The organism is Bradyrhizobium sp. SBR1B, from assembly GCF_014198205.1.
Classification (GTDB): domain Bacteria; phylum Pseudomonadota; class Alphaproteobacteria; order Rhizobiales; family Xanthobacteraceae; genus Bradyrhizobium.
Genome location: NZ_JACIHC010000006.1, coordinates 40,393 through 63,266 on the forward strand (window position 1 = coordinate 40,393; position 22,874 = coordinate 63,266).

At 65.1% G+C, this 22,874-nt stretch carries 21 protein-coding genes; 11 read left to right on the forward strand and 10 right to left on the reverse strand.

Annotated features, from left to right (window positions below; translation table 11 throughout):
- Position 1: 1 nt before the first annotated feature.
- Positions 2 to 925 (reverse strand): LysR family transcriptional regulator, encoded by a 924-nt coding sequence (locus tag GGD61_RS17515; protein WP_018316009.1) that lies wholly within the window; start codon positions 923 to 925, stop codon positions 2 to 4.
- A 107-nt stretch (positions 926 to 1,032) separates the two neighbouring features.
- Between GGD61_RS17515 and GGD61_RS17520 the strand changes: the two genes are divergently transcribed.
- The 11 genes from GGD61_RS17520 (at position 1,033) to GGD61_RS17570 (ending at position 11,898) form a co-directional block, all read left to right on the forward strand.
- Positions 1,033 to 1,356 (forward strand): Dabb family protein, encoded by a 324-nt coding sequence (locus GGD61_RS17520; protein WP_038947956.1) that lies wholly within the window; start codon positions 1,033 to 1,035, stop codon positions 1,354 to 1,356.
- Positions 1,353 to 2,432, forward strand: coding sequence for a maleylacetate reductase (locus GGD61_RS17525; protein ID WP_183230938.1), 1,080 nt, complete (start codon positions 1,353 to 1,355; stop codon positions 2,430 to 2,432). The genes GGD61_RS17520 and GGD61_RS17525 overlap by 4 nt, the downstream gene beginning before the upstream one ends.
- A gap of 2 nt (positions 2,433 to 2,434) precedes the next feature.
- The gene (locus GGD61_RS17530) at positions 2,435 to 3,799 is read left to right on the forward strand and encodes an amidohydrolase family protein (protein WP_092256091.1); all 1,365 of its coding nucleotides are present in this window, start codon (positions 2,435 to 2,437) and stop codon (positions 3,797 to 3,799) included.
- 20 nt (positions 3,800 to 3,819) lie between these two features.
- On the forward strand, positions 3,820 to 4,722 hold the full coding sequence (locus GGD61_RS17535; protein WP_092256094.1) for an NAD(P)-dependent oxidoreductase: 903 nt from the start codon (positions 3,820 to 3,822) through the stop codon (positions 4,720 to 4,722).
- Positions 4,723 to 4,738: 16 nt separating this feature from the next.
- Positions 4,739 to 5,623 (forward strand): intradiol ring-cleavage dioxygenase, encoded by an 885-nt coding sequence (locus GGD61_RS17540; RefSeq protein ID WP_092256096.1) that lies wholly within the window; start codon positions 4,739 to 4,741, stop codon positions 5,621 to 5,623.
- A gap of 58 nt (positions 5,624 to 5,681) precedes the next feature.
- Positions 5,682 to 7,076 carry an FAD-linked oxidase C-terminal domain-containing protein gene (locus tag GGD61_RS17545; RefSeq protein WP_183230939.1) on the forward strand — a complete coding sequence of 465 codons (1,395 nt, stop codon included), beginning with the start codon at positions 5,682 to 5,684 and terminating at the stop codon, positions 7,074 to 7,076.
- The gene (locus GGD61_RS17550) at positions 7,073 to 8,596 is read left to right on the forward strand and encodes a sugar ABC transporter ATP-binding protein (RefSeq protein ID WP_183230940.1); all 1,524 of its coding nucleotides are present in this window, start codon (positions 7,073 to 7,075) and stop codon (positions 8,594 to 8,596) included. Before GGD61_RS17545 ends, GGD61_RS17550 begins: the two co-directional genes overlap by 4 nt.
- The gene (locus tag GGD61_RS17555) at positions 8,589 to 9,539 is read left to right on the forward strand and encodes an ABC transporter permease (protein WP_183230941.1); all 951 of its coding nucleotides are present in this window, start codon (positions 8,589 to 8,591) and stop codon (positions 9,537 to 9,539) included. Before GGD61_RS17550 ends, GGD61_RS17555 begins: the two co-directional genes overlap by 8 nt.
- The gene (locus tag GGD61_RS17560) at positions 9,536 to 10,513 is read left to right on the forward strand and encodes an ABC transporter permease (RefSeq protein WP_183230942.1); all 978 of its coding nucleotides are present in this window, start codon (positions 9,536 to 9,538) and stop codon (positions 10,511 to 10,513) included. The genes GGD61_RS17555 and GGD61_RS17560 overlap by 4 nt, the downstream gene beginning before the upstream one ends.
- Before the next feature lie 44 nt (positions 10,514 to 10,557).
- Complete coding sequence (locus GGD61_RS17565) at positions 10,558 to 11,532, forward strand: sugar ABC transporter substrate-binding protein (RefSeq protein ID WP_183230943.1); 975 nt, start codon at positions 10,558 to 10,560, stop codon at positions 11,530 to 11,532.
- A gap of 78 nt (positions 11,533 to 11,610) precedes the next feature.
- A complete protein-coding gene (locus GGD61_RS17570) occupies positions 11,611 to 11,898 on the forward strand; it encodes a YciI family protein (RefSeq protein ID WP_038970499.1) in 288 nt (95 codons plus the stop codon).
- A gap of 91 nt (positions 11,899 to 11,989) precedes the next feature.
- On the opposite strand, the gene GGD61_RS17575 is transcribed toward GGD61_RS17570, so the two are convergent.
- The 9 genes from GGD61_RS17575 to GGD61_RS17615 all read right to left on the reverse strand — a co-directional run bounded on the left by GGD61_RS17575 (position 11,990) and on the right by GGD61_RS17615 (position 22,800).
- Positions 11,990 to 12,982 (reverse strand): ABC transporter ATP-binding protein, encoded by a 993-nt coding sequence (locus tag GGD61_RS17575; RefSeq protein ID WP_028142478.1) that lies wholly within the window; start codon positions 12,980 to 12,982, stop codon positions 11,990 to 11,992.
- A complete protein-coding gene (locus tag GGD61_RS17580) occupies positions 12,979 to 13,968 on the reverse strand; it encodes an ABC transporter ATP-binding protein (protein ID WP_018315996.1) in 990 nt (329 codons plus the stop codon). Before GGD61_RS17580 ends, GGD61_RS17575 begins: the two co-directional genes overlap by 4 nt.
- A 15-nt stretch (positions 13,969 to 13,983) precedes the next feature.
- Positions 13,984 to 14,907 carry an ABC transporter permease gene (locus tag GGD61_RS17585; protein ID WP_018315995.1) on the reverse strand — a complete coding sequence of 308 codons (924 nt, stop codon included), beginning with the start codon at positions 14,905 to 14,907 and terminating at the stop codon, positions 13,984 to 13,986.
- Complete coding sequence (locus tag GGD61_RS17590) at positions 14,904 to 15,845, reverse strand: ABC transporter permease (protein ID WP_018315994.1); 942 nt, start codon at positions 15,843 to 15,845, stop codon at positions 14,904 to 14,906. Before GGD61_RS17590 ends, GGD61_RS17585 begins: the two co-directional genes overlap by 4 nt.
- Before the next feature lie 17 nt (positions 15,846 to 15,862).
- Complete coding sequence (locus GGD61_RS17595; RefSeq protein WP_092256119.1) at positions 15,863 to 17,464, reverse strand: ABC transporter substrate-binding protein; 1,602 nt, start codon at positions 17,462 to 17,464, stop codon at positions 15,863 to 15,865.
- A gap of 141 nt (positions 17,465 to 17,605) precedes the next feature.
- The gene (gene nikE / locus GGD61_RS17600; RefSeq protein WP_092256123.1) at positions 17,606 to 19,276 is read right to left on the reverse strand and encodes an ABC transporter ATP-binding protein; all 1,671 of its coding nucleotides are present in this window, start codon (positions 19,274 to 19,276) and stop codon (positions 17,606 to 17,608) included.
- Complete coding sequence (locus GGD61_RS17605) at positions 19,273 to 20,121, reverse strand: ABC transporter permease (protein ID WP_018315991.1); 849 nt, start codon at positions 20,119 to 20,121, stop codon at positions 19,273 to 19,275. Before GGD61_RS17605 ends, nikE begins: the two co-directional genes overlap by 4 nt.
- The gene (locus GGD61_RS17610) at positions 20,118 to 21,152 is read right to left on the reverse strand and encodes an ABC transporter permease (RefSeq protein ID WP_026201579.1); all 1,035 of its coding nucleotides are present in this window, start codon (positions 21,150 to 21,152) and stop codon (positions 20,118 to 20,120) included. The genes GGD61_RS17605 and GGD61_RS17610 overlap by 4 nt, the downstream gene beginning before the upstream one ends.
- A 28-nt stretch (positions 21,153 to 21,180) precedes the next feature.
- Entirely contained in the window at positions 21,181 to 22,800 is a 1,620-nt protein-coding gene (locus tag GGD61_RS17615) for an ABC transporter substrate-binding protein (protein WP_092256126.1), read from the reverse strand.
- Positions 22,801 to 22,874 lie beyond the last annotated feature (74 nt).

A 22,874-nucleotide genomic window follows, 5' to 3' on the forward strand; every position in this document is an offset into this window, starting at 1 on the left:
CTCACTTCGCCGCGTCGATCCAGATCCCCGGCTCCGAATGCTCGCGGATGTGGCTGACCAGGAAGTCGGAAAACACCCTGATCTTGGCGGGCAGCCGGACGCGGTTTTGATAGGCGATGTTCATGGTGAGCAGCGGCAGCTCCCAGCCCATCAGGACAGGCACGAGCCGGCCGGCCGCGATATCGCTCTGCACGATGTAAAGTGGCTGGATCAGGATGCCGAGCCCCGCGCGTGCCGCACCGCAGATGATCTGGCCATCATTGCTGTCGAGCGTCGGCGCGATCCGCACCGTCTGCGTCGTGCTGCCCTGGCTGAGCCGCAGCGAATAGGGATCGTTGGCGAGATTGTAGATCAGCATGTTGTGGCGGGCGAGATCGGCAGGGTGCTCCGGCCGGCCGTGCTTCTCCAGATATGACGGGGCCGCCGCGAGCACGCGGTGCATCTGGCCGATACGGCGGACGATGATGTTGGAGTCCGGCTCGTGCTCGCGCGTGCGGATCGCGACGTCAATGCCGGCCTCGATGAAGTCCAGGTAGCGGTTTGCGCTGATGATCTGCACGCTCAGATCAGGATAGAGCGCGCGGAAGGCGGGCAGCATCGGCGCGAGATAGATCATCGCAAAGGACAGCGAGCTCGTCACGCGCAGCATGCCCTTCGGCGACAGCGCGCGGTCGGAGACGGCATCCTCGGCTTCGGCGAGCTCGTTCAACAATGTGCCGCACCGCTGCAGGAGCTCCTGCCCTGCCTCCGTCAGCCATAGGCGGCGCGTGTTGCGCTCGATCAGCCGGACTGCGAGTCGTTCCTCCAGCGCGCTGAGGTGGCGGCTGGCGGCCGCGTTCGACATCCGCAGGATTTCGGCGGCCTTGGACAGGCTGCCGAGCTCGGCGGTTTTGGAGAAGACTTCGAGTTGGAGCAGCCGGTCCATTTTTGCGAAAATAGGAAAAGAGACTTACAAATTTTGGCCTTTATTTCCGATTTCTGCAAGGCAAAATAGCGCCAACAAAGCACAATGGCAGGCGAGGAAATCAGGAAATGTCGGGCCCGATCAGGCACATCGTGATGTGGCGGCTGCGCGGGGAAAGCCCCGAGGAGCGCTCCGCCGCCCGGGTCAAGGTCAAGACCCTGTTCGAGGGCCTCAAGGGCCGGATCGACGGTCTCACCCATATCGAAGTCGGCATGGATGTCAGCGCCGTCGACTACGCCTGCGACGTGGTGCTGTTCTCCGAATTCACCGACCAGGCCGCGCTCTCGGCCTATGCCAACCATCCGGAACATCTGCGCGTGCGCGAGGCGCTTGGCGACTTGCGGATCGGGCGCTTCCAGGTCGATTATCCCATCAAAGAGACCGGCGCATGATCGGTTCGTTCACCTTTGAAAACCTGCCCTGCCGCGTCGTGTTCGGCAGCGGAACGCTTGGCTCCGCGAAGGCCGAGGTCGAGCGGCTCGGCGGCAAGCGTGCGCTGGTGCTGACGACGCCGCAGCAGGAGGCGCAGGGCAAGAGCCTGGGGGCGGCGCTCGGCTCGCTCTATGCCGGACTGTTTTCCGGCGCCACCATGCACACGCCTGTTGAGGTTACGGAGCGTGCGCTGGCGGCGATGAAGGCGTGCGAGGCCGATTGCGTCGTCTCGCTCGGCGGCGGCTCAACCACCGGCCTCGGCAAGGCGCTGGCCTTGCGCACCGGAATCAACCAGCTCTGCATTCCCACCACCTATGCAGGCTCCGAGATGACGCCGATCGTCGGCCAGACCGAGAACGGCCTGAAAACCACGGTGCGCGATGCGGCAATCCTGCCGGAGACCGTGATCTACGATGTCGATCTCACCTTGACGCTGCCGGCGAGCCTGGCCGCGACATCGGGCATCAACGCGATCGCCCATGCCGTTGAGGCCCTCTATGCGCGGGATGCCAATCCCGTGACCTCGCTGATGGCGGAAGAAGGCATCCGCGCACTGGCCCGCGCCCTGCCTGCCATCGCGGCCAAGGGCGACGACCGCGAGGCCCGCACCGAAGCACTTTATGGTGCATGGCTATGCGGCGTCTGTCTTGGCACCGTCGGCATGGCGCTGCATCACAAGCTCTGCCACACGCTCGGTGGAACCTTCGACCTGCCGCATGCCGAGACACACACCATCGTGCTGCCGCATGCGCTCGCCTACAACGCGCCAGCCGTGCCCGACGCGATGGCACGCGTCTCGCGCGCAATCGGCGCTGCCGATGCATCGCAGGGACTTTTCGAGCTTGCGAAGCGGTTGGGTGCGAAGACGGCACTGCGCGATATCGGGATGCCCGAGGGCGGCATCGACAAGGCGGCGGATCTTGCCGTCACCAACGCCTACTGGAATCCGCGCCCGCTCGAGCGCGGCGCCATCCGCGACCTGATCGCGCGCGCCTGGGCTGGCGAGCCGCCGGCCCCAATCAAGGCGGCGGCTTGACGATGCAGCGCACCTTGATCAGATCCGCGACCGTCATCAGCATGGATGACGCGATCGGCGACCTCGGCAACGGCGACGTGCTGGTCGAGGGCAACCGCATCGTCGAGGTGCGGCCATCGATCGACGTTGCGGCCGACACCGAGGTCATCGACGGCGCAGGGCGCATCGTCATCCCCGGCCTGATCAACGCGCATATGCACACTTGGCAGACCGGCCTGCGCGGCTATGCCGCGAACTGGACGCTGCTGGAATATTTCCGCCGCATGCATGCGGGCCTTGCGACCGTGTTCCGGCCCGACGACATTTACATCGCAACCCTCGTGGGCGCGTTGAACCAGATCAATTGCGGCACCACCACGCTGGTCGACTGGTGCCACAACAATCCGACGCCTGATCATACCGACGCCGCCGTGCGCGGCCTGATCAAGAGCGGTATTCGCGCCGCCTTCTTCCATGGCTCGCCAAAACCGGAACCAAAGCCCGGCGAGCCGCATTTCTCGGAAGTGCCGCATCCGCGCCGCGAGGTCGAGCGGCTGCTGGCCGGTCCCCTCGCCGACCGCGACGGCCTCGTCACGCTCGGGCTTGCGATCCTCGGCCCGCATTATTCGACGCTCGAGGTCGCCATGCATGACTTCCGCATGGCGCGCGAGCTCAAGCTGATTGCATCGATGCATCAGGGCGGCGGTCCGGCCAAGACACCCGGCGGTTGGGAGAAGCTGATCGAAGCCGGCCTCGTCGGCACCGGCATCAACATCGTCCATGGCAACGATCTGCCCGACGATCTGCTCGATCGTCTCGTCGATCTCGGCGTCTCCTTCTCGGTGACGCCCGAGAACGAGATGATCCAGGGCCATGGCTTTCCGATCACCGGACGGTTGCTCAGGCGTGGCGTGCGACCGACCATCGGCATTGACCTCGAATCAATCCTGGCCGGCGACCTGTTCTCCGCCGCGCGCATTGCGCTCTCGATGCAGCGATCGCTCGACAATGCGGAGTCCCGCAAGACCAGCGGCACCATCCCCGCAACGACCACGATTCCCGTGCGCGAGGCGCTGCGCTGGATCACGACGGAAGGCGCCCGCATGCTCGGCCGCGAAGATCAGATCGGCTCGCTGACACCCGGGAAACTTGCCGACCTCGTCATCATCAACGCCTCCGATCTCAACCTCGTCCCGGTGCACGATGCCGTTGCGACCGTGATGATGCAGACGAGCCTCGCCAATATCGAGGCCGTCATGATCGGCGGCGCCTGGAAGAAGCGGAACGGCCGACTGCTGGCTGAGGGGTTGGAGACGAAGAAAGAGCTGCTGGCGCAATCCGGCCGGCGGCTGGTGCAGGACATCGAACGACAGGGACGCGCCGCCTGAGGCGCCAACGGACAACAACAATGACAGACACCTCGAAAAACATCGCTTTCATCGGGATCGGCAAGATGGGCCTGCCGATGTCGGCGCTCGTCACCAAGGCCGGTTATGCCGTCACCGCGTTCGACCAGAGCGCGGCGCGGATCAACGAGGCACGCACGCAAGGCATTGCGATTGCCGCATCGCCGGCCGAGGCCGTGAGCGGCAAGGCGGCTGTCGTCACCTCCCTGCCCGACGACGTCGCGTTGCGCGGCGCCCTGCTCGGCACCACCGGCATTATCGCCGCCATGGCGCCGGGCGCCAGTTTGATCGAAACCAGCACTGTGAGCGTCGAGGCTTCCACTGAAGTTGCGGCCGCGGCGCAGGCCCGCGGCATTGCCTATCTTCGTTCACCGGTCTCCGGCAACGCCAGCATCGTTCATACGGGCGCGCTGACCTGCTTCGTCTCGGGGCCGAAAGACGCCTTCGAAAACGCAAAGCCGCTGTTCGCCGCCTTCACCCGCGCGCAGACCTATCTCGGGCCGGCCGAGGAAGCCCGTTACGCGAAACTCTCGGTCAATCTGATGATCGCGGTATCGGCGGCGATGATGGCGGAGAGCCTGGCGCTGGCGCGCAAGGGCGGCATCGCCTGGCAGGACATCTTGAAGGTGCTCGACGACAGCGCGGTTGCCTCGCCGATGGTGAAATACAAGACCGCACCGCTGCGCACCCGCGATTTCGAGTCGACCTTCTCCTGCAAGCAGATGGCCAAGGATCTCGACCTGATCCTGGGGGCCGGCCATGCCGTCGGCGTGCCGTTGCAGCTCGCGGCGCAAGTGCGCGAGACCTACGGCTCGCTGGTCGCGCAAGGCGACGGCGACACCGACTTCATCGCGACCGTCAAGCACCTCGAACGGCTGTCCGGGCTCGGCGAGCCCAAACTCTGATCGGCGGAAGGCACATATGCGCAATTTCAACGAGAACACGATCACCGACGCGGTGCTGGAGCGGATCAAGGACGCAACCGATCCGCGCATCAAGCAGGTCAGCGAAGCGCTGGTGCGACACCTTCATGCCTTCGTCCGCGAGATCCGTCCGACCCAGAAAGAATGGGAGTTCGGCATCGACTTCCTGACCCGCACCGGCCACATGTGCGACGACAAGCGCCAGGAGTTCATCCTGCTGTCGGACACGCTCGGCGTCTCCATGCTGGTCGATGCGATCAACCACCCGGTGCCGGAGGGCGCGACCGAGACAACGGTGCTCGGCCCGTTCTTCGTCCAGGCCGCACCGGAGAAGGACAGCGGCGCGGATATCTCCGGTCCGATGGAGGGCGATCCGATGCTGGTCACCGGCTCGGTCTCGACCGTCGACGGAAAGCCGCTCGCAGGGGCCGTCGTCGACGTCTGGCACTCCGACGATGACGGCTATTACGACGTGCAGCAGCTCGACGCTATCGGCGATCTCGCGATGCGCGCGCGCTTCCACACCGACGCCAACGGCAGATTTCATTTCTGGTCGATCAAGCCGGCCGCCTACCCCATTCCGCATGACGGGCCGGTCGGCGAGATGCTGGAGGCGCAGGGCCGTCATCCCTGGCGGCCAGCGCATGTGCATTTCATGATTTCCGCGCCCGGCTTTGAGCAGCTCGTGACACACGTGTTCGTCGCCGGCGACCAGTATCTCGATTCGGACGTGGTGTTCGGCGTCAAGGACAGCCTGATCCGTGAATTCGCGAGACATCCGGCCGGCCGTGCGCCTGATGGTCGCATGGTGGACAGCGAGTATTTCCATCTCAACTATGATTTCGGCCTGAAGCAGGCCGCGAGCAACGCAAGAGCCGCTTAAGCTAGAGCGGCGACGGACCAGCAAGAGTCCGGCAACAGGGAGCAGACGGGAGCTGAGGATGGGACCGCGGGTCAGCACGAGCATCTTGGCCGAGCGCCTCACGGGCATGATCGGCCCGCGCGCGAGCGTTGCGCGCGGCGTGCTCGATCAGCACGGGCAAAGCGAGTCGCATTATCGCAATTTGCCGCCCGACATCGTCGTCTTCCCTGAGACCACGCAGGAGGTCGCGGAGATCGTCAAGCTGTGCGCGAGCGCGGGCATGCCGATCGTTCCGTTCGGCGCCGGCACCTCGCTCGAAGGCAATGCGGCCTCGGTCGCCGGCGGCGTCTGCTTCGACTTCGCCCGCATGAACAAGGTGCTCACCGTGCACGACAGCGACATGGATGTCGTGGTGCAGCCTGGCATTACCCGCAAGCAGCTCAATGCGGAGCTGCGCAACACCGGCCTGTTCTTCCCGATCGACCCCGGCGCCGACGCCTCGATCGGCGGCATGACCTCCACGCGCGCCTCCGGCACTATGGCGGTGCGCTATGGCACCATGAAGGACAATGTCATGGCGCTGGAAGTGGTGCTGGCCGATGGCCGCGTGATCCGGACCGCGAAGCGTGCGCGGAAGTCGGCCGCCGGTTATGACCTCACCCGCGTGTTCGTCGGCGCGGAGGGCACGCTCGGAATCATCACCGAGATCACGCTGAAGGTGCATCCGGTGCCGCAGGCGATCTCGGCCGCGGTCTGCAGCTTCGACACACTCCATAATGCCGTCGACACCGCGATCTCCGTGATCCAGTCCGCGATCCCCGTCGCACGCATCGAGCTGCTCGACGACGTCATGATGCGCGGCATCAATGCCTACGCCAAGCTCGGCTATCGCGAAGCGCCCACCCTGTTCTTCGAATTCCACGGCTCCGAGAGTTCGGTCGCCGAGCAGGCCGAGGCCGCGCAGACGATCGCCGCCGACAATGGCGGCCACGGCTTTGCCTGGGCCAAGGCACAGGAAGATCGCAGCCGGCTCTGGCACGCCCGCGACAACACGCTCTATGCCGGCCTCGGCCTCCGGCCCGGCGCGCGCGCCGTGATCACCGATGTCTGCGTGCCGATCTCGCGGCTGGCGGAATGCCTGACCGAGACGCGGCGCGACGCCGACGAGCACGGCTTTACCGCGCCGATCGTCGGCCATGTCGGCGACGGCAATTTCCACATGCTGATCCTGATCGATCCGACAAAGCCGGAGGAGGCCGAAGGCGCCAAGGCGCTGCAGGCCCGCATGGTCGCCCGCGCCATCGCCATGGACGGAACCTGCACCGGCGAGCACGGGATCGGGCTTGGCAAGATCGATTATCTCACCGACGAGCTCGGCGAAGCCGTCGATGTGATGCGATCCATCAAGGCCGCGCTCGATCCGAATGGTCTGATGAACCCTGGAAAGATCTTTGCGAGCGGAGCCAAAGCATGAGCGACGCGCTCCCCATCGAAGTCACCTCGCCGACGCCGCTGCTGGAGCTGCGCGACATCAGCAAGGAGTTCCCCGGCGTCAAGGCGCTGGATGACGTGTCCTTTGCCGTTCACCCCGGCGAGGTCCACATGCTGCTGGGCGAGAATGGTGCCGGCAAGTCGAGCCTGATGAAGGTGCTGTGCGGCGCCTACCGCGCCGATGCCGGCGAGTTCTACTACAAGGGCGAGAAGGTCGCGATCTCCTCGACGGCAGATACGCAGAAGCTCGGCATTGCCGTGATCTTCCAGGAATTCTCGCTCGTCCCCTATCTCGATATCGCACAGAACATCTTCCTCGGCCGCGAGCCGAAAGGCCACATCCCCGGCACCATCGACCGCCGCAAGATTTTGGCTGACGCAAAGCGCGTGCTCGATACCATCGGCTTCGACATCGATCCCTCCACCATTGTCGATAAGCTCGGCGTCGCGCAGCAGCAGATGGTCGAGATCGCCAAGGCGATCAGCCAGAACGCCCGCATCCTCGTCATGGACGAACCGACCGCGGCGCTGTCCGACCGCGAGACCGAGTTGCTGTTCGCCTTGATCGCGCGGCTGAAGGCCGACGGCGTGTCGATCGTCTACATCTCGCACCGGATGGCCGAAGTGTTCGCACTCGGCGATCGTATCACGGTACTACGCGACGGCCGGCGCATCGACGGCGTCCGGCCCGCCGACGTTACGCCGGACCAACTGGTCCGCATGATGGTCGGCCGCAACGTCGACATGACCTATCCGCGCAACTTTGCCGACAAGCCCGGCGATCTGCTGCTCGAGGTCAAGGGTCTGACCGCCTCGACCGGCATCTCCGACATCAACATCGAGGTGCGCCGGGGCGAGATCGTCGGCCTATGCGGCCTGGTCGGCTCGGGCCGCAGCGAAGTCGCGCGCGCCATCTTCGGCGCCGATCCCGTCAGCGCCGGCGAGATCATCTTCGACGGCAAGACCATCTCCGGCGAGCCTGACCTCGCCGCCCGCCGGGGCATCGCGCTGATCCCGGAGAGCCGCAAGAGCGAGGGCCTCGCGCTGCTGCGCTCGGTCAGCGACAATCTGGTGGTCTCGGCGCTGCGAAAACTGTTCCCGAGCGGGCTGTTCGACCAGCGCGGTGCGCAGCGCACGTCCGACGGCCTGATCCGGCAATTGAGGATCGCGACACCGAGTGCGCGTCAGACCGTCGGCCTGCTCTCGGGCGGCAACCAGCAGAAGGTCGTGATCGGCAAATGGCTGGCGGCCGGCTCAAAGCTCTTCATCTTCGACGAGCCGACGCGCGGCATCGACATCGGCGCCAAGTCCGAGATTTTTGCGCTGATCGACCGTCTGGTCGCGGAAGGCGCGGCGGCACTGATGATCTCGTCCGAGCAGGTCGAGATCTGCCATGTCTGCGACCGCGCCTATGTGATGCGCGAGGGGCGCATCGCCGGCCACCTGAACCGCAACGAACTGACCGAGGAAAACATCGTGCGATTGGGGATGCATCATGCGTGAGGCCGCGGTCGTTTCACAACCCAATCCGTTGCAACGCATTCCCGGCGTTGCCATCGTCCTGGTGCTCCTGATCACGCTGTTCAGCGTGATCGCGCCTGGCTTCCTGTCGGTCGCCAACCTCTCCAACGTGCTGGTGCAGTCGACCATCCTGACCATGCTCGCGCTGCCGATGACCCTAATCATCATGACCGAGGGGCTGGACTTGTCGATGGGCGCGGTGCTGACCCTGACCTCGCTCTGCGTCGCGATCGTTTCGCTGGCCACCAAATCGATGTTGCTGGGTTTCGGCGCCGGCCTGCTGGTCGGTGCGGCCTTCGGCGTCGCCAACGGCTGGCTGGTCGCCATCCTCGGCATTCCGCCCTTCGTCGCGACGCTGGGCACGCTCGGCATGGCCCAGGGCCTGTCGCTGATCGTCAGCGACGGCCAGAGCGTGGTCGGCATCCCCCACAGCGTCCGCGACATCTATTCGGCGACACTGCTCGGCATTCCCGTGCCGATCGTGATGGCGCTCGTCACCTACGCTGCGTTTCACGGCCTGCTCTATCACACCCGCTTCGGCACCTACATCTTCGCGCTCGGCGGCAACCGCGAGGCCCTGCGCTATGCCGGCCTCTCGCCGAACAAGCTGCTGATCGCGGTCTACGCGCTCGGCGGCGCCATGGCCGGCATCGCGGGCCTGTTGATGACCGCGCGGATGAATTCCGGCCACCCGACCGCCGGCCTTGGCCTCGAATTCGATGCCATCGCCGCGGTCGCCGTCGGTGGCACCTCGTTCGAGCGCGGCAATGGCTGGCTGCTCGGTACCCTGCTCGGCGTCCTCTCGGTCGGCGTGCTGCGCAACGGGTTGAACCTGATCTCGCTGCCCTCCTCCGTGCAAGTTGCTAGCGTCGGCGTCCTCGTCATCATCGCGCTGTTCCTCGATGGTCTCAGGAGCCGGGCATGACCGACATCTCCAAAGAGGCGATGATGCCACCCCGCTCATTCCTGTCGCAGGACGCGATCCAGGTGTTCTATCGCCTGCTCGCGGCCCTCTTGATCTGCGCGGTGCTCGCCGTGCTCAGCGATTCCTTCCTGAGCCTCGGCAACATCCTCAATGTGCTGAGACAAGCGAGCCTGACCTTCTTCATCGCCTCCGGCCTGATGCTGGTGGTGCTGACGGCCGGCCTCGACCTCTCCGTCGGCGCCAATGTTGCGCTGTCGGCCTGCATCGCCGGCACTGTGATCCACAAGACCGGTTCGCCCGCGCTCGGTATCCTCACCGGGCTTGCCTGCGGCGGCATCGTTGGCCTGCTCAACGGCATCATGGTCACTGCGCTGCGCATCCCCTCCTTCATCGCCACCTATGGCATGCTGTGGGTGCTGAACGGCCTCACCTACTGGTACATGGCGGGCGAGACCCTTCACGGCTTCCCCGCGGGCTTCCGCCAGATCGGTAGCGGCTATCTGTTCGGCCTGCCCATCCCGGTCTATCTGCTGCTGGTGTTCCTCGGGATCGGGACGCTGTTTGCGCAGCGCACGATCTGGGGCCAGGAGATCTATGCGATCGGCGCCAATCCGGTCGCGGCCCGCCTCTCCGGTATCCCCGTCGCGCGCCGCCTGCTGCTGGTCTACGCGGTCTCGGGCACCATGGCGGGCCTTGCATCGATCATCTTCCTGTCGCGGCTCAATTCGGCCGAGGCCGATATCGGCGAGAGCCTGACGCTGCCCGCGATCGCGGCCGTGCTGATCGGCGGCACCTCGCTGTTCGGCGGCGTCGGCACCGTGTTCGGCACCTTCATCGGCGCGCTGATCCTGACGCTGGTGCTGAACGGCATGAACCTGCTTTCGGTCAGCGCCAACTGGCAGCCGCTCGTCACCGGCATCATCGTCATTCTCGCGGTCTGGCTCGACATGAAGACCCGCCGCCGCGCGCAGTAAGTGTTTTTCGATATCCAACAAGCAAAACGAGGGATGGAGGCAATATGAGACAGAAACTGGGCTATCTGGCGCTGCCGTTGCTGATGGCGGCCGCGTTCACCACGCAGGCGCGCGCCGACGGCGAGACCATCGCCGTCTTCACCAAGAACCAGACCAACCCGTTCTTCCAGACGGTGCGGGTCGGCGCCGACAACATGGGGAAGACGCTGAACGCCAAGACGCTTCAGTACATCCCGACCAAGCCGGATTCGATCCCGGAGCAACTGAGCCAGATCGAGGATGTCGTGGTGAAGAAGCCGAGCGCGATCGTCTTCACGCCGGTCGACTACAAGGCGATGGTACCCGGCGTCGAGAAGATCAACGAAGCCAAGATCCCCGTCGTCAACATCACCGACCGCTCCGCGGGCGGCAAGTTCCTCTCCTTCGTCGGCGCCGACGATTACAGCCTCGGGCTCGAGACCGCGCGCTACCTGCTTAAGTCGCTGGGCGGCAAGGGCAACATCGTCATCATCGAGGGCGTCAAGGGTTCGCTGACCAATGTCGACCGGGTCCGCGGCTTCAACGACGCGCTGAAGGAGACCCCTGGTGCGAAGCTCCTGGCCTCGCAGCCGGGCAACTACCAGCGGCTCCAAGCGCTCCAGGTGATGGAGAATTTGATGCAGTCGAATTCGCAGATCGACGGCGTGCTGGCGGCCAACGACGCCATGGCGGTCGGTGCGATCGAGGCGCTCGACGGCGCCAACCGCAAGGCCCAGGTGATCGGCATCAATGGCACCAAGGAGGCCATCGACGCGATCAAATCCGGCAAGCTGCTCGCCAGCGGCGACTATAACGGATTTGCGCAAGGCTGCCTCGGCACCATGATGGCGATCCGGTCCCTGCGCAATCAGCCGGTCATCAGCGAGATCGTGCTGAAGCCGACCGTCATCACCAAGGACAATTTTGGGCCCTTCGACGTGCCGCTGGAGCAGCGGACCTGCCCAACCTTCGAGGAAGCCGGCAAGCTCGGCGCGAAGTAGACCAACCCTTCACAGCAAGTCCGGACGGCCGCCTCTCGCGGCCGTCCCAAGAACCAAAGTCAAGAAACGGAGACCACCATGCTGTTCGCCATTCACGCCGTCGACCGCGCCGGCGCGCTGCCGACCCGGCTCGCCAATTACGATGCCCACAAGGCGTTCCTGAGCGACACCTCGCGCTTCGGCGTCAAGATCGTGATGTCGGGGCCGCTCGTCTCCGACGATGGTCAAACGATGATCGGCAGCCTGTTCCTGATCGAGGCCCCCGGCCGTGGCGACGTCGAGGCCTTCAACCGTGCCGACCCCTTTGCCGCGGCCGGCATCTGGGAAAAGGTGACGATCACGGGCTTCCTGCGCCGGCAGGGTTGAGGCCGGGCCCCATCAAAAATGCGAAAACAACCCCATGCACAGTAGAATGGGGTTGTTTTTGCTGACGAATTTCCGGCGCGAATCTCACCCTTCAGCCGCTCGTCGCCACAGCTCCGTCTTCGAGATGACAGGCCACCCACTGCTCGGTCCCAACTGCGCGAAGCACCGGCTCTTCGACCCGGCAGCGATCGAAGACGAGCGGGCAGCGGGTGTGGAAGCGGCATCCCTTCGGCGGATTGATCGGGCTCGGCACGTCGCCCTTGAGGATGATGGGATTGCGCTGGGCGCCGGGCTCGGGGAGCGGCACCGCGGACAGCAGCGCCCTGGTGTAGGGATGCCTTGGCGCGGCAAAGATCTCTCGGCGCGGCGCTATCTCGACGATCTTGCCGAGATACATCACGGCCACGCGGTGGGTCATGTGCTCGACGATCGCGAGGTCGTGGCTGATGAACAGCAACGCGAGGCCGAACTCGCTCTGGAGATCCTGCAGCAAATTGACGATCTGCGCCTTGACCGAAACGTCGAGCGCCGAGACCGCCTCGTCGCAGACGATCAATTCGGGTTCGGCCGCGAGCGCGCGGGCGATGCCGATGCGCTGGCGCTGGCCGCCGGAGAACTCGTGCGGCCTGCGGTTCAGCGCCTCGCGCGGCAAACGCACGGTGTCCATCAGGGAGGTGACACGGACCTCGAGATCCTCGGCGGATTTGGCGAGGCCGAAATTCCGGATTGGCTCGGCCAGGATGTCGCGTACCCGCATGCGCGGATTGAGGCTGGAGAACGGGTCCTGGAACACCACCTGCACGCGCCGGCGCATCTGGCGCATCGTGCCCGGATGTGCGTCGTCGATACGCTGGCCGTCGAGGATGACCTGCCCTGCGGTGATGTCGAACAGCCGCAAAATGGCGCGCCCGACTGTCGACTTGCCGCAGCCGGACTCACCGACCAGCGACAGCGTCTCGCCGCGCGCGATCTCGAAGGAGACGCCATCGACCGCATAGACGAATTCGGACTTGCGGCCGAACAGGCCGGACTTGACCGGAAAGTGCTTCTTGAGGTCGTTGACCTGGAGCAGCGGAGGGCTCATGCCGCGACAGCTCCCTTGGCTGCGTAGTGGCAGGCGGCGACGTGACGAGGGCCTTTCTCTTCGAGCCCCGGCGCATATTGACGACAGAGATCGGTCGCAAGCGCGCAGCGGCCGGCAAAGACGCAGCCGGTGATCGGCTTTCTGAGATCGGGCACCTGCCCGGGAATTTCGGCGAGCCGTCTTGCCGTGCCCGTCAGCGACGAGCCGAGCCGCGGCACCGCACCTAATAAGCCTTGCGTATAGGGATGCCGCGGCGCGCGGAACAGTTCTGCCACCGGCGCCTCCTCGACCTTGCGGCCCGCATACATCACCATGACGCGCTCAGCGATCTCCGCGACGACGCCGAGATCGTGGGTGATCAGGATGATGGCCGCGCCGACCCGTCGCTTGAGGTCCAGCATCAGCTTCAGGATCTGCGCCTGGATCGTCACGTCGAGCGCGGTGGTCGGCTCGTCGGCAATGAGAAGCTTGGGATTGCAGGCCAGCGCAATCGCGATCATGACGCGCTGGCGCATGCCGCCGGAGAGCTGGTGCGGATATTCGCGCACGCGGCGTTTCGGCTCGGGGATGCCAACCAGCGTCAGCATCTCGATCGCGTGCGCCTCGGCGGCCTGCTTGTCCAGGCCCTGATGGATCATCAAGGTCTCGCGGATCTGCCGGCCGACGGTCAGCACCGGATTGAGGCTCGTCATCGGCTCCTGAAAGATCATCGAGATGTCGTTGCCGCGGATCGCGCGCATCTCGCGATCGGAGAGTTGCAGCAGGTCTCTCCCTGCAAAGCGGATCGCGCCTGCGATCCTGCCCGGCGGCTCCGGGATCAGCCGCATCAAGGACATCGATGTCACCGACTTGCCGCAGCCGGATTCACCGACGATGGCGAGCGTCTCGCCCTCGTTGACATGGAAGGACACCCCATCCACCGCGCGGTTGATGCCGCCCGGGGTACGAAAGTGGGTCTGGAGGTTTTCGACTTCGAGCAGCGCCATCGCGATCAACCCCGGTCAGAGACGCTTGGCCATGCGCGGATCGAGCGCATCGCGGAGACCGTCGCCGAGTAGATTCACCGCAAGCACGGTGACCGAGAGGAAGGCCGCCGGAAAGAACACGATGTAGGGCTTGACCTGCCACAGCGCGCGGCCCTCGGCCATGATGTTGCCCCAGGACGGAATGGTCGGCGGCGTGCCGGCGCCGATGAAGGACAGGATCGCCTCGGTGATCATGGCGCTGGCGCAGATATAGGTCGCCTGCACCAGCATGGGCGCAAGCGTATTGGGCAGGATGTGGCGCAGGATGATCATCGGCGTGCGCGTGCCGCAGGCGATTGCGGCATCCACATAAGGCTGCTCGCGCAACGACAGCACCACGCTGCGCACGAGCCTCGAAACGCGCGGGATCTCGGCAACGGTGATGGCGAGGATGACGTTGCCGACGCTCCCCCGCGTCAGCGCCATCAGCGCGATCGCCAGCAGGATCGGCGGGATCGACATCAAGCCGTCCATGAAGCGCATCAGAATGCCGTCGGCCCAGCGGATGAAGCCGGAGACCATGCCGATGGCCAGGCCGGCCACGGATGCGAAGATAGCGACCGACAGGCCGACCGTGAGCGAGACCCGCGCACCGAACAGTACGCGTGAATAGATGTCGCGGCCGAGCACGTCGGTGCCGAACCAGAAATCGGCCGACGGCGCCCGGGTGCGCTTGGCGGGGGCGAGCGCGGTCGGGTCGACCGTCCAGAGATAGGGCGCAAAGATCGCGATCAGGACGAGCGCCAGCAGCAGCGCGCCGCCGATCGCGACCGTGGGATGGCCGCGCAAGAACCCGACGAAGCCGCGCCGGATCGTGACCGGCCGCAGGATTTCAGGCAGTTGTGGCGCAAGAACGAGCCCGGCCGGAAGCGATTGCGGATTGACGGTCGTATCGGTCAATAGCGGATCCTCGGGTCAACGAGCGTGTAAATGACGTCGATCATCAGATTGACGAGGACGTAGACGAAGCTGAACAGCAGGACGATGCCCTGGATGACGGGATAGTCGCGGCGCAGGATGGCATCGATCGTGAGCCGGCCGAGGCCGGGAATCGCGAACACGCTCTCGGTCACCACCGCGCCGCCGATCAGCAGCGCGATACCGATCCCGATCACGGTCACGATCGGCACCGCCGCGTTCTTCAGCGCGTGGATGAACAGGATGCCGCCCTGCCCCAAGCCCTTGGCCTTGGCGGTGCGAATATAGTCCTGCTGCAAGACTTCGAGCATGGCGGCGCGGGTGATGCGCGCGACCAGGGCAATGTAGACGCAGCCGAGGGCGATCGCCGGCAGGATCAGGTTCTCGAGCCAGGGCCAGAAGCCTTGGTTGAGCGGCGTATAGCCCTGCACCGGCAGCCATTCGAGCTCGAGCGCGAAGATGTAGGCGAGCATGTAGCCGACCACGAAGACGGGCAGCGAGAAACCGAACACGGCAAAGCCCATGATGACGCGGTCGATCAGGCTGCCGGCCTTCCAGGCCGCCACCACGCCGAGCGGCACCGCCACCACGATCGTGAGCAGCAGCGTGACGATCATCAGCGACAGCGTCGGTCCGAGGCGCTGCCCGATCATCGCCGAGACCGGCAAATTGGTGAAGATCGAGGTGCCGAGATCGCCGTGCAGGATACGCCAGACCCAGCTTCCGAACTGGACCAGGAAGGGGCGATCGAGACCGAGGCTCTGGCGGATGCGCTCCACATCCTCCGGGCTCGCCTGGTCGCCCGCGATCACCACGGCGGGATCGCCCGGCGCGATGTAGAGCAGGCTGAACACGAACAGCGCGACGATGGCCATGACCGGCAGGGTCGCGACGATGCGACGGAGGATGTAGGAGAGCATCTGGCCTCAACGCACGATCATGCAGACTTCGACACGCCCCAGAAGAACGGCAGCGGCCCCTTGGTGATGCCGGAGACGTTCTTGCGCCAGGCTGTGTAGGTCAGGAAGAAGCCGGTCGGCGCATAGACGACATCCTCGAGCGCGGCCTTGTTGACCCGCCCGATCGCCGCCTTCTCCTCCTCGAGATTCTTGGCGTCGAACCAGGTCGTGATCTCCTTCTCGGTATTCGGGCTATTGGGCCAGCCGAACCAGGCCTTCTCGCCATTGGCGCGGATGGCGGTGTAGGCGGCGGGCGTGATGCAGTCGGCGCCGGCATGCCAGCTGTGGAACATGTTCCAGCCACCCTGCCCGGGCGGCGTCTTCGCCGCGCGGCGCGAGCCGACCGTGCCCCAGTCCGTCGCGACGAAGTCGACATTCATGCCGAGCCGCTTCAGGAGATCCGCGGTGACGTCGCCTTGCGCCTTGGTGATCGGCTGATCCTGCGCCACGAGGCACGTCACCGGCTGGCCGGAATAACCGCTCTCGGCCAGCAGCTTCTTGGCCGCATCGAGATCGCGCTTGCCCTTCAGGATCTCGCCACCCAACTCGCTGTAGAGCGGGGTGTCCGGCGTGAAGAAGCCAGGCAGCGATTTCCACAATGCGTTGTCGTCGCCGACGATCGCGCGCATGTAGTCTTCCTGGCTCATCGCCATCAGCACCGCGCGCCGCGCCCGCACGTCGTTGAACGGCGCGAACAGATGGTTCATGCGGAACGAGCCGATATTGCCGAGGGGATCGCCGATATCGACGCTGATGTTCTTGTTCTTCTTCAGCACGGGCACGAGATCGGCGATCGGGTTCTCCCACCAGTCGACCTCGCCGTTCTGCAGGGCGGCGGCCGCGGTGGCCGGATCCGGCATCACGATCCATTCGATGCGATCGAGCTGCATCTGCTTGCCGCCTGCGAGCCACGACGGCTTCTCCTGGCGCGGCACGTAGTCGGTGAACTTCTCGAACACGGCCTTGGCGCCTGGCACCCATTCGCCCTTGGCGAACTTCATCGGCCCGGAGCCGACATACTCGGTGATCTGCTTGAACGGATCCGTCTTGGCAATGCGCTCGGGCATGACGAAGGAGCACGGCGCGTTGTTCTTGGCGAGCGCGTAGAGCATTTTCGGGAAGGGCTGCTTCAAGACCCATTTGAAGGTGCGGTCGTCGACGACGGTCAATTCCTGCTGGTTGGCGAGGATCATCAGCCCCATCGGATCGCGCGCAGCCCAGCGCGACAGGCTCGCGACGACATCCTTGCTCAGCACCGGCTCGCCGTCGTGGAACTTGAGACCGGGGCGCAGCTTGAACGTCCAGATCTTGCCGTCGTCCGAAGTCTCCTCGGACTCGACCATCTGCCGCTGCGGCTGCAGCTGCGCGTCGATGCCGTAAAGCGTGTCCCAGACCAGCGCGGCGGCATTGCGCACGACATATTGCGTGCCCCAGATCGGATCGAAATTGGCGAGATTGGCTTGCGGCACGAAGCGGAGGGTGCGGGCTGATGCGCCTTGCGCGATCGCGGGGGCCGAGAGGCCCGTCAATGCCAGACCGCCCGCGCCAGCCAGTCCCTTCAATACGGTCCTGCGATCCATGAAGTCCTCCCGTTAATGCCGTGATGCCGGCCATCGTTGGCCAAGAGCAGGTGAAACCAGAACCCGTTGGCGTGCAAATGGTATGCCACTAACCGGACCTTCGCCAGCGGGATCTCAATGTCTTTTGGGCCGGCCCAGGCCTCACAGAGCTGCCGCCAGCATCTCGCCGGTCTCGATATGCGGGATGGCCTCGACCAGCTTGCGCGTGTAGTCCGTCTTCGGATTGTCGAACAGCGCCCGGCTCTCGCCCTGCTCGACGATTCCGCCATTGCGCAGCACGATGGTGCGGTCGCAAAGCATGCGCACCACGTTGAGATCGTGGCTGACGAACAGCAGCGCGATGTCGTTCTCGCGCCTGAGGCGGTCGAGCAGTTGCAGCACAACCGCCTGCACCGAGACGTCGAGCGCGGCCGTCGGCTCGTCCAGCACCAGCAGCCGCGGCCGGCAGGCGATGGCGCGGGCGATGCCGACGCGGGCCTTCTGGCCGCCGGAGAGCTGGTGCGGAAAGCGCGGCAACAGATCCAGCGGCAGCCCGACCCGCTCCGCACATTCTTCCACCCGTTCGCGCAGCGCCTCACCCGCCCGCATGCCGCCAAGCCGCATCAGGGGGTGGGCGATACAATCGAAGGCCGTAAAGCGCGGGTTGAGGCTCTCGTTCGGATCCTGGAACACCATCTGAATGTCTTTGCGCAAGGGCGAGCGGTGAAAGTCGCGCGAGGCCACGTGGCCGATCGAATGCCCGTCGAACACGATGTCGCCTTCGCTCGGGTCGATCAGGCGGCAGATCATCCGCGACGTCGTGCTCTTGCCGGACCCGGACTCGCCGACGAGACCGACGCTCTCGCCACCGGCCATCGTCATCGAGAAGTCGGCCACCGCAGCAGAGCCCTGGTCGAAACGCTTTGCCAGTTTTCGCACCTCCAGAAGCGGCGGCGTGCCGTGCGCGAGCTCCGCTCGGGGCTTGCCGACGACAGTCGCGTAGCGCTCCCGCTCCTCTTCCGTCACGAGATCTTCGATACGGGACGTCGCGGTCGGCGATGCCGCGACCAGGCGCCTCGTATAGGCGTGCTGTGGCGCGCTGAAGAGTGTCCTGGGACTCGCCTCCTCGACGATGCGGCCACGTTCCATCACGGCAATACGGCGGCAATAGCGCGCCGCGAGCCCGAGATCGTGCGTGATCAGGATCGTGGCCATGCCGCGCGCGGCGGCGATGTCCGCCAGGAGATCCATCACCACTTTTTGCGTGGTGACGTCGAGGCCGGTGGTCGGCTCGTCCGCGATCAGCAGCGCGGGATTGCAGGAGATCGCGATCGCGATCATGACGCGCTGGCACATGCCGCCGGAGAGCTCATGCGGATAGGCGTTCATCCGCGCCTCGGGCTCACGGATCTGAACGGCGCGCAGCAGGTCCAGCGCCTCGCCCCGCGCGGCCTCTTTCGAGATGCGCTTATGGGTGAGGATTGCGTCCGCGATCTGCAGGCCGATGGCCCGGATCGGATTGAGCGCCGCCCGCGGGTTCTGGAAGATCATCGACATCGCGGCGCCCTGGAGCTGACGAAGGTCGTCGCCCCTGAGTTTTGTCACGTCCTGCCCGCGAAACAGGATCTTGCCGCCGGTAACGCGGCCGGCCGCGTCGAGCAGCCGCGTCGTGGCAAAGCCGGTCACCGACTTGCCCGAGCCACTCTCGCCGACGAGGCCGAGCATCTCGCCCTTCTCGACGGTGAGCGTCACGCCGCGCACGGCCTCGACCATGCCGCGTCGCGTCGAGAACGCGACGTGGAGGTCGTCAATGTTGAGCAGCGCCTCGCTCATGTGCGCATGCGGGGGTCGAGAATGTCCCGCATCCCGTCCCCGAGGAGATTGAAGCACAGCACGGCCATCATCAGCGCCAGCCCCGGAAATGCGACCAGCCACCACCGCCCGGTCGAGATGAAGCGCGCGCCTTCCGCTACCATGATGCCCCATTCCGGCGTCGGCGGCTTGACGCCCAGACCGATGAAGGACAGGCCCGCGGCGTTGAGAATGGCCCAGCCGAGGTTGAGCGAGATCTGCACCGCCATCGCCGGCAGGATGTTCGGCAGCAGGAAGCGCAGCACCACCGAGAAATGGCTCTCGCCGCAGGCCCGCGCCGCCTCGACCCAACCGACATTCCGGCGGACATTGACCTCGGCCCGCGCGAAGCGGATGTAGAAGGGAAGATTGATGATCGCGGTTGCGATCACGATGTTCTCGATCCGGTTGCCGAGGGCTGCGACCATGGCCATCGCCAGCACGAACAGCGGAAAGGCCATCATCACGTCGACGAAACGGCCGACCCCGCGGTCGAGCCGGCCGCCGGCATAGCCACAGAAGGAGCCGACCACCGCACCGATCGCGAAGGAGATGCCGACGGCCGAGACCGCAATGGCGAGATCAAGACGCGCGGCGATGATGAGACGGCTGAACACGTCGCGTCCGAGTTGGTCGGTGCCGGCGATGTGCGCCGCGCTCGGCGGCAGCAACGCCTCCGAGACGTTGGAGGCTACGGGATCGTAAGGCACGATCCACGGTCCGAAGATCGCAACCAGCACGAACAGGAGTACACCGGTGGCGGCAACGGCGGTGAGCGGGTTGCCGCGCAGGATCCAGACCGAATGGCGGAGGGTTGCGCTGGTCATCCGATCGAGACCCTGGGATCGGCGATGCCGTAGCAGATGTCCACGACCAGATTAACCAGCACGAACAGGCTGGCCATCAGCAGCACAAAGCCCTGCACCGGCGCATAGTCGGAGGATAGCAGCGCATCGAGCGCGTAGGAGGCAACGCCCGGCCAGGAGAACACCTTCTCCACCAGCACATTGGCGCCCAGCATGGTCGAGAACACGATGCCGGCGATGGTGATGACGGGCAGGATCGCATTGCGCAGCGCGTAGGTCACGACCACCTTGCGCCAGGACAACCCGACCGAGCGCGCGGTGCGCACGAAGTCGCTGCCGAGCGAGACCAGCATCGAGGCACGCGTGATCCGCGCCAGCGGCGCGATCACGAACAGCGCCATGCTCACCGCCGGCAGGATCAATTGCTTGCAGGCCGCCCACCATCCCTCGAAATCACCGGCGAGCAGGAAGTCGATCGAGAGAAACCCGGTGTGCTGCGGCGGCAGCGACGTGAAGACGTCGATCCGCCCTGTCGGATCGGGTGCAAGGCCGAGCAGATAGTAGAAGACGTAGATCAGCAGCAGGCCCGACACGAAGGTCGGCACGCAGACGCCGAGCGCGCAGAACAGCCGGACGCCGTGATCGACGACCGAGCCCGGCTTCAAGGCCGCGACCACGCCGAGCGGCACCGCGGCGATCAGCGCGATCAGGAGCGCGGTGAAGGTGAGCTCGAGCGAGGCCGGCAGCCGCTCGCGCAGATCCTTCAGCACCGGCTGCCCGGTCATCATGGAGCGGCCGAGATTGCCGCGGCCGATGTCGGAGAGGTAGAACACGAGCTGCTCCGGCACCGATTTGTCGAGCCCCATCTGCTTGCGGATCTGCTCGATCTCCTCCTTGCCGGCATTGGGCCCGGAGGCGAAGAACACCGCGGGGTCGCCGGGCAGGACGCGCATCAGGAGGAAAGTGAAGACCAGCACACCGAACAGCGCCGGCAGCGACGACAGCAGCCGCCTGCCCGCCCGCACCATCGTTGCGCCAAGACCGGTCCTCACCTTCTAGAGCTCCTTTGGACTGACGCTATCACTTGCGGCTGACATCGCGATAGTCGACCTGGCGGTGGAACTCGTAGGTGTAGCCCTCGATCGAGGACGCCATCACCGCATCCTGGTTCGGCTGCCACAGCATGATTTGCGGCATCAAATCGAAATGCATCGCGTTGAGCTTGCGGCCCGCTTCCTCATACTTCGCCTTATCCGGCTCGAAGCGGGCTTCCTGCGCGATCGCGGCAAGGTCCGGGTTGTTGATCGAGCTGTAGTTCCAGCGCTGATTGCCGGTGTAGAAGTTGCGGTAGAAGTAGTCCGTGGACGGCAGCCACGCGACGATGCCTTCGGTGTAAAAGGGCAGCTTCTTCTCGTTGATCTGCGTCGACATCTGCGCGTCCGGCAGCTTCTGGATGTCGACCTTGATCCCGATCTTGCCGAGCGACTCCTTGACCAGCGCCGCCATCGGCTCGGCGGTCGAGGCCTGGCCTACATTGAAGCTGAAGGTGGTCGAGAAGCCCTCGGGGAGCCCTGCGGCCTTGAGATATTCCCTGGCCTTGTCGAGGTCGATCTTGACGGGCTGCTGGAACGGATAGATGCCGTTCAGCGGCTTGCCGTCCGGCCAGCTCGCACCGAACAGCGGCGCGCCGCGGCCGAACAGAGCGGCCTTGAACATGTCGTCATAGGGCAGCGCAAAGGCGACGGCGCGGCGGACATTGACGTTATCGAAGGGCGGGATCTGGTTGTTCATCGAGACGAAGGTGATCGAATTGTATTGCGGGGTCGAGATCACCTTCAGCTTGCCCTTGGCCTCCAGCGACTGCACGTCGCTGGCCTGGAGATCGACCACGAGATCGGCATCGCCGCGCTCGACCAGATTGGCGCGGGTCGCCGGCTCCGGCACCGACTGGATGATCACGCGCTTGAAGAACGCCGGCTTATCGGGCGAACCGCGATTCCAGGCCTCGTTGCGCTTGACGATCACCTGCTCGCCCGGCTTGAACGTCTCGATCACATAGGCGCCGCTGCCGGCAGTGTGCTCCTTCAGCCAGGCGGTGGCCCAGGGATCATCCGCGGTCGCATGCTCCTTCGCCACCTTCGAATTGATGATCATGGGATAGACGGTGGCGAGGTTCGGCAGCGCGAGCTTGTCGGGCTTCGGCAACGTTACCTCGATCGTGAGAGGATCGATCACCTTGAACTGATCGGCCGACGTCAGGGAGCCCGTGAGCAGCTGCGCCTTGCCGAGGATCGGCGCGGTGACGCAGCGATCGAGCGACCATTTCACGTCCTCGGCCGTGACCGGCGAGCCGTCCTGGAATTTTGCGTCCTTGCGCAGGCGGAAGGTCAGCTTCAGACCATCGGGACTGACGTCGTAGGATTCGGCGAGCTCGCCGGTGATCTTGTCGAGATCGAACACCCATTTGCCATTGAGCTGCTTGCGGCCGAACGCCACCAGCCGGTCATAGGTGCTCATGCTCAGCGCGAACGATTCCCGCGTCGAGCCGGGGATGTTGGGATCGAGCGTGTTGACGGATGCGCCGGTGACATAGCGCAGCGTCTCCGCCCGGGTTTGCGCCTGCGAAGGCGCGGTGGCGACGAGCAACAGCGCAGCGGCGGCGAGCACGGAGGACGCCGGCCTGAAAGACACAAAACGCATTGGTTTTTCCCCGAATTTCGAACAAGAATGCCAGCAAGGCAGGTTAAGAAAGAAGCAAGTTGCGCGCCAGTCTC